General features: G+C 71.0%; 2 protein-coding genes. Both read left to right on the plus strand.

Annotated elements, in window-relative coordinates; all coding sequences use genetic code 11:
• Positions 1–378 precede the first annotated feature (378 nt).
• Positions 379–12,345: an amino acid adenylation domain-containing protein gene (locus ACFVM3_RS33590; protein ID WP_378443936.1), complete on the plus strand. Its 11,967-nt coding sequence runs from the start codon at positions 379–381 to the stop codon at positions 12,343–12,345.
• Positions 12,346–12,453: 108 nt separating this feature from the next.
• Entirely contained in the window at positions 12,454–18,015 is a 5,562-nt protein-coding gene (locus ACFVM3_RS33595; RefSeq protein WP_378443937.1) for an amino acid adenylation domain-containing protein, read from the plus strand.
• The last annotated feature ends 5 nt before the right edge of the window (positions 18,016–18,020 follow it).

Consider the following 18,020-nt stretch of genomic DNA (forward strand, 5'->3'; position numbering starts at 1 on the left):
GTTAGGACGGTTCTAACCGTCCTAACCACTCACGACCCCTTTTCGCTTTCCGGTGGCGGTGGGGGATGTCGCGAAAGCCACTTTCGGGACATCAGACGTCGCGAAAGTGGCTTTCGCGACACCCGGGGCCTGAGGTGAGCTGGCGTGAAGGGGACTTTCACCGCATCGGACGCGGGGAAAGTCCCCTTCACCCTCGCTCATGCCGAACCGGGCACTTCCCTTTCACCGCAGGGGAAAACGGGGGCCGTTGGACATGTTGTCCGGTTCGGCCCTTCGGGCGACGATTCGGTGGGGGGACATGCCGCATTCGACGTCGGCGCCTCGACTTCGCGCAGGACGGGATTCGCCGAAGAACTTCGCTGATCGAGGGAGAAATTGATGGCTCAGTCGCGGATCGAGGACATCTGGCCGCTGTCGCCGTTGCAGGCAGGGCTGGTCTTCCACGCGGTCTACGACGGCGAAGGGCTCGACGTCTACATTGGACACTGGGTCCTGGAGCTCGACGGGCCCGTGGACGCGGCGAGGCTGCGCGCGGCGTGGGAGGCGTTGCTGGCGCGGCACGCGTCGCTGCGGGCCTGCTTCCGGCAGCGCAAAACCGGCGAGACGGTGCAGATCATCGCCCGGCAGGTGGAACTGCCTTGGCGCGAGATCGACTTGTCCCATCTCGAAAACCCCGAAGCGGCCGTGCACGAGCTGGCCGAGGAGGACCGGACGAAACGGTTCGACCTCGCGACGGCGCCGCTGCTGCGGCTGACGTTGATCCGGCTCGGCGACGACAGCCACCGTCTGGTGGTCACCTGCCATCACGCGATCATGGACGCCTGGTCGCTGCCCATCGTGTTCGACGAGCTGTCGGCGCTGTACGCGGCGGCGGAGCTGCCGGAAGTGACGCCGTACCGCGAATATCTCGCGTGGCTGAGCCGTCAGGACAAGACGAAGGCGCTCGCGGCCTGGACGAACGAGCTCGGTGACCTCGAAGCGCAGACTCTGGTGGCGCCCGCCGATCCGGGACGCGCGCCCGGCGTTCCCGAGAGCGTCACGGTCGAGCTGCCGTCGGAGCTCACCCGGTCGCTGGAGGACCTGGCCCGCGGCAACGGAGTGACGCTGAACACCGTCGTGCAGGGCGCGTGGGCGATGGTGCTCGCGCAGCTGACCGGTCGCACGGACGTCGTGTTCGGCGCGGTCGTTTCGGCGCGCCCGCCGGATCTTCCCGGCGTCGAGGGGATGGTGGGGCTGTTCCTCAACACCGTCCCGGTGCGCGCGCGGCTGCGCGGTTCGGCGCCGGTCGTCGAGATGCTGGCGGAGTTGCAGAAGCGGCAGTCGGCGCTCATCCCCGACCAGTTCGTCGGGCTCGCGGACATCCAGCAGGCGGCCGGACCCGGCGCGAGCTTCGACACCATGATCGTCTTCGAGAACTTCCCGCGTGAGCTCGGCGGGCCGGAGTCCGCCGCGCCCTTCGGTATTCGCGTGAACCAGGGCCAGGAGGCGGCCCACTACCCGCTGACGCTGGTCGCGGTCCCCGGCGAGTCGATGCTCGTCAAACTCGACTACCTCACGGACCTGTTCGACGAGGCCGCCGCGCGAAACATCGTCGAGCGGTTCACCGGCGTGCTGCGCCAGCTGTCGCGCGACCTCACCGTCGCCGACATCGACGTCACCACCGCGGCCGAGCGCGAAACGGTCGGCCGGTGGGGTGTGTCGGCCGAGGCCGAACCGAACGTCCTGGCACCGGATCTGTTCTCGCGTCAGGACGAAAGCGCGATCGCCGTCGTCGCCGGCGACGAAACGCTGACGTACGGCGAGCTGGCCGAGCGCGCCGAACGGCTCGCGGGCTACTTGAGTGGCAAGGGCGTTCGGCGCGGTGACCGGGTCGCCGTGGTGATGGACCGGTCGCCCGAGCTGATCGCGACCCTGCTCGCGGTGTGGAAGGCGGGCGCGGCGTACATCCCGCTGGACCCCGCGTACCCGGCGGAACGCGTGAAGTTCATGCTGGCGGACGCGGAGCCGTCGGCGGTCGTGTGCACCGAAGCGCACCGGGACGCCGTCCTGGACGGCGGTCTCGAACCGATCGTCCTCGACGATCCGGAGACCCGGCGATCGGTCGCGGAGGCCGCCCGGCTGTCGATCGGCGCCACGGCGGACGACGTCGCGTACGTGATGTACACGTCGGGCTCGACAGGGACGCCCAAGGGTGTCGCGGTGTCGCACGGCAACGTCGCGGCGCTGGTCGGCGAGCCGGGCTGGGACGTCGGCCCCGGCGACGCGGTGCTCATGCACGCCTCGCACGCTTTCGACATCTCCCTGTTCGAGCTGTGGGTGCCGCTGGTCTCGGGCGCCCGGGTGGTGCTCGCCGGATCGGGTGCGGTGGACGGCGAGGCTCTGGCGAGCTACGTGGCGGACGGCGTCACGGCGGCCCACCTGACGGCCGGGAGTTTCCGGGTGCTGGCGGAGGAGGCGCCGGAGTCGGTCGCCGGGCTGCGTGAGGTGCTGACCGGTGGTGACGCGGTGCCGCCGGCGGCGGTCGAGCGGGTGCGGCGGACCTGCCCGGACGTACGGGTGCGGCATCTCTACGGGCCCACCGAGGCCACGCTGTGCGCGACGTGGTGGGTGCTCGAACCCGGCGACGAGATGGGATCGGTGCTGCCGATCGGCCGTCCGCTCGCGGGACGGCGGGTCTACGTGCTCGACGCGTTCCTGCGGCCCGTACCCGCGGGGCTGCCGGGTGAGCTGTACGTCGCCGGAGCCGGTGTGGCGCAAGGCTATCTGGGCCGTTCGACGCTGACGGCCGAGCGCTTCGTCGCGGATCCGTTCGTGCCCGGCGGGCGCATGTACCGCACCGGGGACCTCGCGTCCTGGACGGAGAACGGCACGCTGGCGTTCGCCGGCCGCGCCGACGACCAGGTGAAGATCCGCGGCTACCGGGTGGAACCAGGGGAGATCGAGGTCACGCTCGGCCGCCTGCCCGGCGTCGCCCAGGCCGTGGTGATCGCCCGTGGTGAGCAGCTGATCGGGTACGCCGTTCCCGAAGCGGGGCAGGACCTCGACCCGGCACGCCTGAGCGGCCGGCTCGCCGAGACGCTGCCCGAGTTCATGATCCCGGCCGCGATCCTGGTGCTGGACGAACTTCCGCTGACCGTCAACGGCAAGGTGGACCGGCAGACGCTCCCCGAGCCGGACTTCTCCTCGAAGGCGGCGGGCCGCGAACCCGCGACCGAGGACGAGCGAGTCCTTTGTGGAGTATTCGCGGACGTCCTGGGGCTGGAGCGGGTCGGCGTCGAAGACAGCTTCTTCGAGCTGGGCGGCGACTCGATCTCGTCGATGCAGGTGGCCGCCCGCGCCCGGCGGGAGGGGATCTCCCTGACGCCGCGGCTGGTGTTCGAGCACCGGACGCCCGAGCGGCTGGCGGCACTGGCCAAGGAGGCCGCAGCACCGTCCACAGTGGAGTCAGGGGTCGGCGAGATCCCGATGACGCCGGTGATGCTCGCCCTCGGCGAGAACGCCGTGCGCCCCGGCTTCGCGCAGGCACGGGTGATCGTCACCCCCGCCGAATTCGACCAGAACAAGCTGGTCAAGGCCGTGCAGGCGCTGCTGGACACGCACGATCTGCTGCGGGCGCGGGTGGAATCGGGACGGCTGATCGTGCCCGAGCCTGGTGCGGTCGACGCGGCCGCCCTGGTGACACGGGTGGTCGCGGAGAACCTGGACGAGGCCGCCGAACGCGAGGTCCGGACGGCGACGGCCACGCTGGACCCGGCGGCCGGGGCGATGCTGCGCGTGGTGTGGATCGACTCTCCTGACACCGGGGAGGGACGGCTCGCGCTGGTGGCGCATCACCTGGCCGTCGACGCGGTCTCGTGGGGGATCCTGCTGCCCGATCTGCGCTCGGCCTACGAAGGCGCGGCGCTCGAACCCGTGGCGACGCCCTTCCGGCAGTGGGCGCGGCGGCTGGCCGAGCAGGCGCGCGACGAGCGCACCGTGGCCGAAACCGAACGCTGGATCGCCCTCCTCGACGGCGCCGAACCGGCCGTGGAACCGAGCCCGGGCAAGACGCACTCGTGGTCCGCGACGGTGTCCGGCGACGCGGCGAACGACCTGCTGACCCGGCTGCCGGGCGCCTTCCACTGCGGGATCCAGGACGTCTTGCTGGCGGGTCTCGCGGGCGCGCTGCGCGGAGCCGGCGGCGCGGTGCTCGTGGACGTCGAAGGCCACGGCCGCGAGGCCGCCGACGGCGAAGACCTGCTGCGCACCGTGGGCTGGTTCACCAGCGTGCACCCGGTCCGCTTCGACGTCTCGGCGGGGGACCTGCTGAAGACCGCCAAGGAACAGATCCGCGCGGTTCCCGGTGACGGGCTCGGCTACGGGCTGCTGCGTTACCTCAACCCCGGCACCGGCGCCAGGCTCGCGGAGCTGCCGCCCGCGCAGATCGGCTTCAACTACCTCGGCAGGACAAGCCTTTCCGCCAAGGACAGGGCTTGGCAGCCGTCGGGCGAAGGACCGCTCGGCGGTGGCCCGGACATGATCCTGGCCCACCCCGTGGAGGTCGGCGCGGAGGTGCAGGACACGCCGGACGGACCCCGGCTGGGGCTCGCCATCGACGGCCGGGACGTCGACCCCGCCACGGTGGAACACCTTGGCGAGGCCTGGCTGGCGACGTTGACCGCGCTCGCCGCCGATGCCGACGCCGGTGGGCACACGCCGTCCGACTTCGCGCTCGTCGAGCTGGCGCAGCAGGACGTGACCGAGCTGGAAGCCGCGACCCCGGGCCTGACCGACATCTGGCCGCTTTCGCCGCTGCAGGAAGGCATGCTCTTCGAGCGAGCCGTCGCCGACGACGGCGTCGACGTCTACCAGAGCCAGCGGATCCTCGACCTCGACGGGCCGCTCGACGCCGAGCGGCTGCGCGCCGCGTGGAACCAGGTGGTCGCCCGGCACGACACGCTGCGGACCGGTTTCCACCAGCTGGGTTCCGGCGAGCCGGTGCAGGTCGTCGCCGCCGAAGCGGAAATCCCTTGGCGCACGGTCGATCTGTCGCACGTCGGGGAGGCGGACGCGGCCGCGGAGATCGAACGCCTGCTCGCCGAAGACCAGGCGGAGCGCTTCGACGTGACCAAGGCGCCGCTGCTCCGGCTGATGCTGATCAAGCTGAGCCCGGTGCGGCACCGGTTCGTGCTGACGTCGCACCACGTCCTCCTCGACGGCTGGTCCACGCCGCTCGTCCTGGGTGAGGTGTCGATCGCTTACGCGGGCGGGCAGGCGCCGTCGAAGACACCGTCCTATCGGGACTATCTGACGTGGTTGAGCCGCCAGGACGAGCAGGCGACGCAGGCGGCGTGGCGGGCCGAACTCGCCGGTTCCGACGAGCCGACCGTGGTGGACGCCGACGCGGACAGGGCGATGGTCGTGCCGGGTGAGCACGCGGAATCGGTGTCCGAGGCGGCGACGCGGGCACTCACCGGTTTCGCCCGCGGTCACGGCCTGACGCTGAGCACGATCGTGCAGGGCGCGTGGGCGCTGGTGCTGTCGCGGCTGGCGAGCCGGACGGACGTCGTGTTCGGGACGGTCGTTTCCGGGCGTCCCGCGGACGTGCCGGACGTGGAACAGATGGTGGGGATGTTCATCAACACCATCCCGGTCCGGGTGCGTCTCGACGGGGACCTGCCGGTGCTGGAAATGCTCCAGGATCTCCAGGCCCGGCAGTCCGCGTTGTCCGAGCACCAGTACCTCGGGCTGTCGCAGGTGCAGCGCGCGGCGGGTTCGGGCGCGGTCTTCGACACCATCGTGATGATCGAGAACTACCCGCACGACGCCGACGGTCTCGGCGACGACGGCGGTGTCGCGATCAGCGCCGTCGAGACCAGGACCGGCACCGGCTATCCGCTGACCATGAGCGTTTCGCCCGGCAAGAGCCTGCTGATCCGCGTGGCCTACCGGCCCGACCGGATCGACGCCGGGACCGCGGCAGAGGTCGCCAGGCAGGTCGTTCGGGTGCTGGAGCGCGTGTCGGCGGAGGCCTCGCTTCCCGTGGGCCGCCTCGGTGTGACCAGCGAACCGGCACGCGTGTCCGTGGTGGAGCGGTGGAACGCGACAGGCGAGGCGACGACGGGTGTCACGGTGCCGGAGCTGTTCCGGCGGCGGGCCGCGGAATCCCCCGAAGCGGTGGCGGTCGTCGACGGGGATCGCACGCTGTCCTACGCCGAACTCGACCGTGAATCCGATGGGCTGGCCGGGTATCTGGCCGCACGCGGGGTGCGGCGCGGTGACCGCGTCGGCGTCGTGATGGAACGCGGCGCGGATCTGATCGTCGCGCTGCTCGCGGTCTGGAAGGCCGGTGCGGCGCAGGTTCCGGTGAGCGTGGACTACCCCGCCGAGCGGATCGAGCGGATGCTGGCCGATTCCGGTGCGGCGCTGGCGATCTGCGTGGCGGCTAGCCGTGATTCGGTGCCGGACGGCGTCGAGCCGGTGGTCATGGGCGCGACGGAGCACGCGGCGCCGCCGGTCACCGTCGGCGCGCACGACACGGCTTACGTGATGTACACGTCGGGATCGACCGGCGTGCCGAAGGGTGTCTCGGTGCCGCACGGCAGTGTCGCGGCGCTCGCGGGTGACCCGGGCTGGTCGCAGGGGCCCGGAGATCGCGTGCTGCTGCACGCTTCCCACGCGTTCGACGCGTCGCTGGTCGAGATCTGGGTGCCGCTGGTGAGCGGGGCCGCCGTCGTGGTCGCGGAACCGGGCGCGGTCGACGCGCAGCGGGTGCGGGAAGCGGTCGAACGCGGTGTCACCACCATCCACCTGACCGCCGGGACTTTCCGCGTGGTGGCCGAGGAAGCGCCGGAATCCTTCACCGGGCTGCGGGAGATCCTGACCGGCGGCGACGCGGTGCCGCTCGCCTCCGTCGAACGGATGCGCCACGCTTGCCCGGACGTCCGGTTCCGGCAGCTCTACGGGCCCACCGAGATCACTCTCTGCGCCACCTGGCTCGTCCTCGAACCGGGTGCCGAGACGGGTGACGTCCTGCCGATCGGCGGACCGCTGGCCGGACGGCAGGCGTACGTGCTCGACGCGTTCCTTCAGCCGGTGGCACCGGGCGTGACCGGCGAGTTGTACCTCGCCGGTGCCGGTCTGGCAGACGGTTATCTGGGCGCTCCGACCGCGACGGCCCAGCGTTTCGTCGCGAACCCGTTCGCCGCCGGCGAGCGCATGTATCGCACGGGCGATCTCGCGCGTTGGACCGAGGACGGCGAGCTGCTGTTCGGCGGCCGGGCCGACTCCCAGGTGAAGATCCGCGGCTACCGCGTCGAACCGGGGGAGATCGAGGCGGCGCTGACCGCGCTGCCCGATGTCGCGCAGGCGGTCGTGGTGGCACGGGAGGAACGTCCCGGCGAGAAACGGCTGATCGCCTACGTGACCGCGGAACCGGGACTGGAATCCGAAGCGATCCGCACTCGGCTCGCGGAGCGGCTGCCGGAGTTCATGGTGCCCGCGGTGGTACTGGTGCTGGACACCTTCCCGTTGACCCTCAACGGAAAGATCGACCGCGCCGCCCTGCCCACCCCCGCCTTCGCCGGGAAACCGGCAGGCCGCGAACCGCGGACCGAGGCCGAACGCGTCATGACCGATCTCTTCGCCGAAATCCTCGGCCTGGACCGGGTCGGCGCGGACGACAGCTTCTTCGAACTGGGCGGCGACTCGATCCTCTCGATGCGGTTGGCCGCCCGAGCCCGGCGCGAGGATTTCGTCTTCGGTGCCAAGCAGGTCTTCGAGCAGAAGACCCCCGCGGGGATCGCGGCGGTCGCCGAGCGCGGCGTGCACCAGGCCGAGGTCGTCGACGGTGTCGGCGAGGTGCCGTGGACGCCGGTCGTGCGGGCGCTGCTCGAACGCGATCCCGGCGCGATGTCGCGGGGCGCACTGGCGCAGTGGGTGACGGCGGGCGTGCCCGGCGACCTTTCTCTCGAGGTGCTGACGGCCGGTCTGCGTGCGGTGATCGACACCCACGACCTGCTGCGGAGCCAGGTGATCGATTCCCGCCTGGTCGTGGCCGAACGCGGATCCGTCGACGCGGCGGCGCTGCTCCAGCGGGTCGAGGCCGGAGCCGGTGACCTCGACGAAATCGCGGAGCGCCACGCGCACGAGGCCGCCGGACGGCTTGACCCCGTCGCGGGCGTGATGCTCCAGGCCGTTTGGGTGGATGCCGGCTCCGAGGGACGGCTCGTGGTGGCCGCTCATCACCTCGCGGTCGACGTGGTGTCGTGGCGTGTCCTGCTGGCCGATCTGCAAGCGGCGTGCGAGGAACCGGTGCTCGACCCACCGCCCGTTTCGTTCCGGCGCTGGGCGCGGACGCTGGCCGATCAGGCGGCGTCGCGGACCGGCGAACTGGAGTTGTGGACGGAAATCCTCGACGGCGCGCAGGCTCGGGTCGGCGAACTCGATCCTCGGCGCGACACCATCGCGACTTCGGGACGGAAGTCGTGGACCCTGCCGAGGGATCGCGCGAGCGTGCTCGTCGAGAAGACCACCACGGCCTTCCACTGCGGCGTCCACGAGGTACTGCTGGCGACCCTCGCCGGCGCGGTCACCCGGTGGCGTGGCGGCACCGCCGTCGTGGTGGACGTGGAAGGTCACGGCCGTCAGCCGCTCGACGGGATGGACCTGTCGCGGACGCTCGGCTGGTTCACCGATGTCCATCCGCTGAGGTTGGACACCTCCGGGGCGGACACGCCCGGCCGGTTGCTGAAGCAGGTCAAGGAAAACGTGCGAGCGGTGCCCGACGGCGGGCTCGGCTACGGGATGCTGCGGTATCTCGACGCGGAGACGGGGAAGGTGCTGGCGGCGCTGCCGTCGCCGGAGATCGGCTTCAACTACCTCGGGCGGTTCTCGGCCCGGCCCGAAGGCGACGCGGAACCCTGGCAGCTGGCCGGGACCATCGGCGGCACGGCGGAGGACGACCTGCCGCTGCGGCACGCCGTCGAGATCGACGCGGTCGTGCTCGACGGGGAGTTCACGCTGACTCTGACCTGGGCGGAACGCCTGCTCACGGAGGCTGACGCGGAGGCGCTCGGCCAGGCGTGGCTGGACATGCTGACCGGGCTCGCCCTCCACACCGAGGGCGGCGCGGGCGGGCACACGCCGTCGGACTTCCCGCTGATTTCGCTGACGCAGCAGGAAGTGACGGACGTCGAGGCGCTCGTGCCGAGCCTGGACGACATCTGGCCGCTTTCCCCGCTGCAGGAAGGGTTGCTGTTCCACGCGGTCGACGAGCGCGGGCCGGACGTCTACGCCGGTATCCGCGACATCATCCTCGACGGGCCGCTGGACGTCACCCGGTTCCGCGCGGCGTGGCAGACCCTGCTCGACCGGCATCCCGCGCTGCGGGCGGGTTTCCACCGCCTCGGCTCAGGTACCGCCGTCCAGGCCGTAGTCCGCGATGTTCCGGTGCCGTGGCAGGAAACCGACCTGTCGCATCTGCCCGAGGACGAGGCGCTGGCGGAATTCGAGCGGCTCGCGGCGGCATCGCACGCCGAGCGGTTCGACCTGGCGAAGGCGCCGCTGCTGCACCTGCATCTGGTGCGGTTCGGCGAGCGCAGGCACCGGCTGGTGCTCCGGTCGCACCACATCTCGGCCGACGGCTGGTCGCTTCCGGTCTTCCTCGGCGAGGTGATGGCAGCGTACGAAGATGACCGGCAGCTGCCCACGCCGACGTCGTACCGGGAGTACCTCGCCTGGCTTTCCCGTCAGGACAAGGCGGCGGCCAAGGAAGCGTGGCGGACCGAGCTCGCCGGGCTCGACGAGGCGACCCACGTGGTGCCGCCGGACACAATCGCCGTGCCCATCGAGCCGGACCGCGTCCGCTTCGAACTCGACGACGACCTCAGCGGCCGCCTGATGGAGTTCACCCGACGGCACGGCGTCACGACGAACACGCTTTTCCAAGGTGTGTGGGCGCTTCTGCTGGCCAGGCTGACCGGACGCGACGACGTCGTCTTCGGGACCACGGTGGCCGGTCGGCCGGTCGAGATTCCCGGGGTCGAATCCGCGGTCGGCCTGTTCATGAACATGCTGCCGGTCCGGGCGCGGCTCACCGGCGCCCAGCCGTTCCTGGAGATGCTGGCGGATCTGCAGGAACGTCAGGTCGCGCTGATGCCGCACCAGCACGTCGGGCTGACCGAGATCAACCAGCTCGCCGGTCCCGGCGCGGCCTTCGACACGATCGTGGTGTTCGAGAACTACCCGCCGCCGCCCCCGCCGTCCGACGATCCCGACGTCCTCGCCCTGCGCCCGGCGGGGATCCCGGACGACACCGGGCACTATCCGTTGTCGATCCGCGCTTCCGAAGGCGGCGGCGTGCACGGCGAGGTCATCTACCGGCCGGACGTTTTCGACCGGACGCGGATCGAGGAGATCGTCGCTTCGATCATCCGGGCGCTCGACCAGGTGGTGACCGAGCCGCGGATCCCGGTCGGGCGGGTCGCCCTGATCGGACCCGAGCAGCGCCGTCTGGTGATCGAGGAGTGGAACCGGACCGAGGTGCCGTTCGAGGCCGAGGCGCTGCCGGTGTTGTTCCGCCGTCAGGTGGAGCGGTCGCGCGACGCGGTGGCGATCGAGGACGCGAAGCGGACCCTGCGCTACGGCGAACTGCTCGGCGAGGTCGAGACGCTGGCGCGACTGCTTGTCGGGCTGGGTGTCCGGCGGGAGGCCCGGGTCGGGGTGCTGGTCGAACGGTCGGCCGAACTCGTAGTGACCATGATGGGCGTGACGTTCGCCGGCGGGGCGTTCGTCCCGGTCGACCCGGACTATCCGGCCGAGCGGATCGGGCTGATGCTGACCAGTTCGGCGCCGCAGGTGCTGGTCTGCACTTCGGCTACCCGGGCGGTCGTTCCGGAGACGTTCGACGGCGAAATCCTGCTGCTGGACGAACTTCCCGCCGCGGTTCCATCGGTCGTGCTGCCGTCGGTGAAGACGACCGACGCGGCGTACGTGATCTACACGTCCGGGTCGACAGGGGTGCCGAAGGGCGTCCAGGTCACTCACTCCGGGCTGGGGAACCTGGCGACCGCGCATATCGAACGCCTTGGTGTGACGGCGTCCTCGCGGGTCCTGCAGTTGTCCGCGATCGGTTTCGACGCCATCGTCTCCGAGCTGTACATGTCCTTGCTGGCCGGTGCGACCCTCGTGCTGGCCGACGCGGAGAGCATGCCGCCGCGGGTGACCCTCGGCGACGCGCTGCGGCAGTGGGGGATCACCCATCTCACGGTGTCGCCGAGTGTGCTGGCGGTCGAGGAAGACCTGCCGGACACGCTGCGCGGCGTGCTGACCGGCGGCGAGGTGTGCACGCCGGCACTGGTCGACCGCTGGTCGCCGGGGCGCCGGTTCATCAACGCCTACGGCCCGACCGAGACGACGATCTGCTCGACCATGAGCGCCCCGTTGTCGCCGGGACACGAGGTCGTCCCGCTCGGCGGCCCGATCCGGAACGTGAAGCACTACATCCTCGACGCGTACCTGCAGCCGGTGCCGCCGGGGGTGGCGGGCGAGCTGTACATCGCGGGAGCGGGACTCGCCCGCGGGTATCTCGGACGGCCGGGACTGACGTCGGAACGGTTCGTCGCCGACCCGTTCACGCCGGGCGAGCGTATGTACCGCTCCGGCGACCGGTTCCGCTGGGATCCCGACGGCGAGCTGATCTTCGTCGGCCGGGTCGACGCGCAGGTCAAGGTGCGCGGCTACCGGGTCGAACCCGCGGAGATCGAGAACGTGCTGGCCGGACATCCGGGCGTCGCCCAGGTCGCGGTCGCCGTGCACCGGGACGGGCCGGGCGACAAACGGCTGGTGGCCTACGTCGTGCCCGCGGACGAGGCCGATGTTTCGATCACGTCGGTGCTGCGCGAGATGGCGGCCGCCCGGCTGCCGGAGTACATGATGCCCGCGGCGTTCGTGGCGCTGGAGAAGATGCCGCTCACCCCGAACGGCAAACTCGACCACCGGGCGCTCCAGGCACCCGACTTCTCCGGTATGTCCTCCGGCCGCGACCCGCGCACGGCCATGGAGGCGAAGCTGTGCGAGCTGTTCGCGGAGGTGCTCGGCCTGGAGCAGGTCGGGCCGGACGACAGCTTCTTCGAACTCGGCGGCGACTCGATCATCTCGATGCAGCTGTCGGCCCGCGCCCGCCGCGAAGGGCTGGAACTGAGCCCGTGGCAGGTGTTCGAAGAGAAGACACCGGAACGGCTGGCGACGCTCGTCAAGGAGATCCCGCCCGAGGGCGAGGCCACTCCGGAACCGGAACCCGCCGGTGGCTCGCTCGTCGCCCTTTCCGCCGACCAGCTGGACCAACTCGAGGCCGGGTTCTCGTGATCAGACACCGCACTCGCGTGCTTGGAGGCGTAACTCGCATATACGTCTCCGATCACGCGAGATACGCCCCCGAGCACGCGAGTTCACCCACTCACCAAGGAGCAGATCGTGACCGTTGACGACACTCGCGCGAAACCGCGTTCCAGCGTGGAGGACGTCTGGCCTCTTTCCCCGCTGCAGGAGGGAATGCTCTATCACACCGCCCTCGACGACGAGGGGCCCGACACCTACACCGTGCAGACCGTCTACGGCATCGACGGCCCGCTCGACGCCGCGCTGCTGCGGGCGTCGTGGCAGGCGCTCGTCGATCGGCACGCCGCGCTGCGGGCCTGTTTCCGTTACGTCAGCGGCGCGCAGATGGTGCAGGTCATCACCCGTGACGCGCAGATCCCTTGGCGCGAAACGGATCTCACCGGGCTGCCGGAGGAGATCCTCGACAGCGAGGTCGACCGGCTGGCCGCCGACGAGCTCGCCGAGCGGCTCCGCATCGAGGTGGCACCGCTGATGAAACTGCACCTGATCCGGCTCGGCCCGGACCGCCACCGGCTCGTGCACACGCTGCACCACGTACTGACCGACGGCTGGTCGATGCCGATCATCCACCGCGAACTCGCCGCGATCTACGCCGCGGGCGGGGACGCGTCGGGGCTGCCGCCCACAGTGTCCTATCGGGACTATCTCGCCTGGCTCGGCAAGCAGGACAAGGAAATCGCCCGTGCGGCCTGGCGTGAGGAGTTCGCCGGACTGGACACGCCGACCGCGGTGGCGCCCGCGGATCCCGGCCGGGTACCGGAGATCGACACGGCGATCGTCGAGCTGTCCACGGAACTCACCGACGGGCTGGCGAATCTGGCGCGGAGCCACGACCTCACGCTGAACACCGTCGTGCAGGGCGCGTGGGCCGTTGTGCTGTCGCAGCTCGCCGGCCGGACCGACGTGGTGTTCGGCGCGACCGCTTCGGGTCGTCCCGCCGAATTGGCGGGGGTCGAATCGATGGTCGGCCAGCTGCTCAACACTCTGCCGGTGCGGGTCCGGCTCGACGGCGCCCGGCGCGCGGTCGACCTGTTCGCCGAACTGCAGCGCGACCAGTCCGCCCTCATGGCCCACCAGCACCTCGGCCTCCAGGACGTGCAGGCCGTCGTCGGCCCCGGCGCGGTGTTCGACACGCTCGTCATCTACGAGAACTTCCCCCGCAAGGGCCTCGGCCAGGCACACGACGGCCTGACGCTGCGCCCGGTCAAGCGGGGACGCAACTCGTCGCACTACCCCTTCACCCTGGTCACCGGCCCCGGTGAGCAGATGCCGCTCATCCTCGACTACGACCGCGGCCTGTTCGACGAAAAGGTCGCCGGATCGGTCGTCGGCGCGCTCGCCCGCGTGCTGGAGCGGCTGGTCACCGAACCCGACGTCCTCGTCGGCCGGTTGACGCTGCTGAGCGAGACCGAACGCGCCTTGGTGGTGGACGAATTCAACGCGACCGAGGGCCCGGTTCCCGGAGAATCCGTCGTCGAACTGTTCGCGAGGCGGGTGGCCGAGAAGCCCGAGGCGGTGGCGATCACCGATGCCGCGGGCGCGGACCTGACCTACGCCGCCGTCGACCAGGCCTCGAACCGGCTGGCCGGGTACCTCGCCTCCCGTGGGGTCGCCCGCGGAGACCGCGTCGGCGTGGCGATGGAACGGTCGCCGGAGCTGCTCATCGCGTTCCTGGCGATCTGGAAGGCGGGCGCCGCCTACGTCCCGGTGGACGTCGAGTACCCGGCCGAGCGGATCGCGTTCATCCTCGACGACTCCGCGGTCTCGGTCGTGGTGTGCACGCAGGCCACCAGTGGCGTCGTGCCGAAGGACACGATCGTCCTCGACGCACCGGAAACGCGGGCCGCCATCGACGCTTCCGCAGCCACGGCACGGGAATTCCGGCCGAGCGCGCACGATCTGGCGTACGTCATGTACACCTCCGGCTCCACCGGCCTGCCCAAGGGCGTGGGGATCCCGCACGGCGGCGTGGCGGGTCTGGCCGGCGACCAGGGCTGGCAGATCGGCCCCGGCGACGGCGTCCTCATGCACGCGACGCACGTCTTCGACCCCTCGCTGTACGCGATGTGGGTGCCGCTCTCGACGGGTGCGCGTGTCCTGCTCACCGAGCCCGGCGTGCTCGACGCGGCCGGGGTGCGGCAGGCCGTCGCGCGCGGCGCGAACTACGTGCACCTCACCGCCGGTACCTTCCGCGCGCTCGCGGAGACGTCGCCGGAATGCTTCGAGGGCCTGGTCGAAATCGGCACCGGCGGTGACATCGTTCCCGCGCAGTCCGTGGAGAACCTGCGCCGGGCCCAGCCGAATCTCCGGGTGCGCAACACCTACGGGCCGACCGAGACCACCCTGTGCGCGACGTGGCTCCCGATCGAACCCGGCGACGTCGTCGGCCGGGAACTGCCCATCGGTCACCCCATGACGAACCGGCGGATCTACATCCTCGACGCGTTCCTGCGGCCGGTCGCGCCGGGTGTGGCGGGTGAGCTGTACATCGCGGGAACGGGCCTGGCACGTGGATACCTCGACAGCCCGGGCCTCACTTCCGAGCGCTTCGTGGCGTGCCCGTTCGTCCCGGGCGAGCGCATGTACCGCACCGGCGACCTGGCGCGCTGGACCCGCGACGGCGAGGTCGTGTTCCTCGAACGCGCCGACGACCAGGTGAAGATCCGCGGCTACCGCGTCGAACTGGGCGAGGTCGAATCCGTGCTGGCGGCCCAGCCGGGCGTGGTCGAGGCCGTCGTCATGGCGCGTGAGGACCAGCCGGGGGAGAAGCGGCTGGTCGGGTACTTCGTCTCCGACGGTGGCGACGCGGGCCCGGAGGAGATCAAGCGCCAGATGGGTTTGGTGCTGCCCGCGTACATGGTCCCGATGGCGGTCGTCGCGCTGCCCGGGCTGCCCGTCACGCCCAACGGAAAGGTCGACCGCCGGGCGCTGCCCGCCCCGGATCTCGCGGGCCGCGCGTCGGAGAAGGCGCCGGAGAGCGAATCCGAGAAGGTGCTCTGCGAGCTGTTCTCGGAGATCCTCGGCGTCGACAACGTGGGTGTCGACGACGCCTTCCACGACCTCGGCGGCAGCTCGGCGCTGGCGATGCGGCTCATCGCGCGGATCCGCGAGGTGATCGGCGTGGATCTGCCCATCCGGCAGCTGTTCTCCTCGCCGACGCCCGCCGGTGTCGCCAGGGCCCTCGCCGCGAAGTCCCGTCCCGCGCTGGAACCGGCCGAGCGGCCCGAGCGGGTTCCGCTCACCGCGCGGCAGCTCCGCGCCTGGCTGCTGGCCAACCCCGGTGAGGAGACCGCCGGACTGCAGATCTCGGTCGCGCTGCGCCTGCGCGGCAGGCTCGACGTGGCCGCGCTGGCGGCCGCGCTCGGCGACGTCGCGACCCGGCACGAGGTGCTTCGCACGACGTTCCCGGGAGACGCGCAGAACGTCCGGCAACTCGTCCACGAGCCCGCGCCCATCGAGCTGACCCCGGTGCCCGCCAACGAGGAGGAGCTTCCCGGACTGCTCGCCGGGCTGCGCGCGTCGGTCTTCGACCTCACTCGTGAGGTGCCGTGGCGCTGCGATCTGTTCGCGCTGGGGGAAAAGGAGCACGTGCTGCATCTGCGGCTGCACCGCATCCTCGCCGACGACGACTCGCTCGACGTGTTCTTCCGCGATCTATCGGCCGCGTACGGCGCACGGCGTTCGGGCCGCGTTCCCGAGCGCGCGCCGCTGGCGCTGCAGTTCGCCGACTACGCGATCTGGGAGCAGCGGCTCCTCGCGGACGAGGACGAACCGGGCAGCCTGATCAACGAACAGGTCGTCTTCTGGCGGGACACCCTGACCGGGATCGAAGGGGAGACGGTGCTCCCGTTCGACCGTCCGCGTCCGGCCGTCCCGTCGCGGCGGGCGGGCACGGTCGCGCTGCGGCTCGGCGCCGAACCGTACGAACGGCTGACCGAAGCGGTGGAACGGCTCGGCGCGGAAACGATCCACGTCGTGCACGCCGGGCTCGCGATGCTGCTGAGCAAATCCGGCGCGGGCGAAGACCTGGTGATCGGGACGAAGCTGGCGCGGGACGAGGACCTCATCGACCTCGAGCCGTTGATCGGTCCGTTCGCCCGGCCGCTGGCCCTGCGTACGGATCTCTCCGGCGACCCGACCTTCCTCGAGGTCGTCACGCGGGTGCAGGAGGCAGTGCGGGGTGCGCGCCAGCAGCTGGACGTGCCGTTCGAGCGGATCGTCGACCTGCTGGACCTGCCCGCCTCGCTGTCCCGCCACCCCGTGTTCCAGGTGGGGCTGGAGGTCGACGAGGAGGACATCGGCGCGTGGGACGCGGCGGAACTGCCCGCCCTGCGCACCAGCGTCGAACCCGGCGGCGTCGAGGCCACGGAACTGGATCTCGCGTTCAAGCTCACCGAGCGCCTCGACGAGGACGACAACGAGGACGGTCTCGAAGGCACTCTTCGTTATGCCGCGGACCTTTTCGACGAGGCCACGGCCGAATCGGTGGCACGGCGGCTGGTCCACGTCCTGGAGCAGGTCGCGGAGGATCCCCAGCGGCGGATCAGCGAGCTGGACCTCTTCCTCGACGAGACCGAACGCGGCCGTCCGGCGATCGCGCCGGCGCGGTGGGCGGGCGAGGTGCCTTCGGTCGTCGCGGAGCTGGGCCCGGTCGGCGCGCTGGTGCTCGACGGCCAGAAGCGGCCCGTCGCGCCTGGCGTCGTCGGCGACCTCTACGTCACCGGACCGGCGGTGGACGAGGGCAAGACGGGTGAGCCCTGCCCGTTCGGCGAGCCGGGACACCGGATGCTGAACACCGGCCTGCTCGCCCGCAAGACCCCGGCCAAGACCCTGATCGTGGTGGGGGAGCGGAAGCGCACGAGCACCTCGGTGAAGACGGGCGACTACGAGATCCTGTTGCCGCTGCAGGCCGGCGGCGACCGCCCGCCGCTGTTCTGCGTGCACGCGAGCGGGGGGCTGAGCTGGAACTACGGGCCGCTGCTGCGGCATCTTCCCGCGAACCAGCCGGTATACGGCGTGCAGGCCCGCGGTCTAGCGCGGACCGAACGGCTGCCCGAGAGCGTCGAAGAGATGGCGGCCGACTACCTCGCGCATATCCGCGCCGTGCAGCCGACCGGGCCGTATCACCTGCTCGGCTGGTCGCTCGGCGGCCGGATCGCGCAGGCGATGGCCGCGATGCTCGAAGCCGACGGGGAAGAACTCGGCCTGCTCGCGCTGCTCGACGCCTACCCCGTCTACATGGGACGGAACGCGACCGGCACGGTGACCGAAGAGGCGGCGCGCGACGAAGACGGCCTCCAGAAGCGGAAACAGCAGGATCTGGAGCTGGCGGGCGGCATGGTCCAGGGCCCCGGTGCCCGGGAACGGCTGGAAGCGGTCATGAAGAACCTCTGGAAGGTGGGGCCGCAGCACACGGCCTCGCCGTTCAACGGCGACATCCTGCTGTTCGTCGCCTCGGAGGACCGGCCCGCCCACCTGCCGGTGTCGGAGGCCGTCGCCGGCTGGAAGGACTTCACCAGCGGAACGATCGAACACCACGAGATCCCGACCAACCATTACGACATGGTGCAACCCGCGGCGTTGGTCCAGATTGGATCCATCGTCGCCGAGAAGCTCCGGCCGCGGCCGGGCGCGTGAAAGGA

Origin of the sequence: Amycolatopsis sp. NPDC057786 (genome assembly GCF_042797905.1) — a bacterium.
GTDB lineage: Bacteria > Actinomycetota > Actinomycetes > Mycobacteriales > Pseudonocardiaceae > Amycolatopsis.

Excerpts from the sequence above, each read along its gene's own strand:
- ACFVM3_RS33590 (WP_378443936.1), top strand. The coding sequence starts at position 379 with ATGGCTCAGTCGCGGATCGAGGACATCTGGCCGCTGTCGCCGTTGCAG.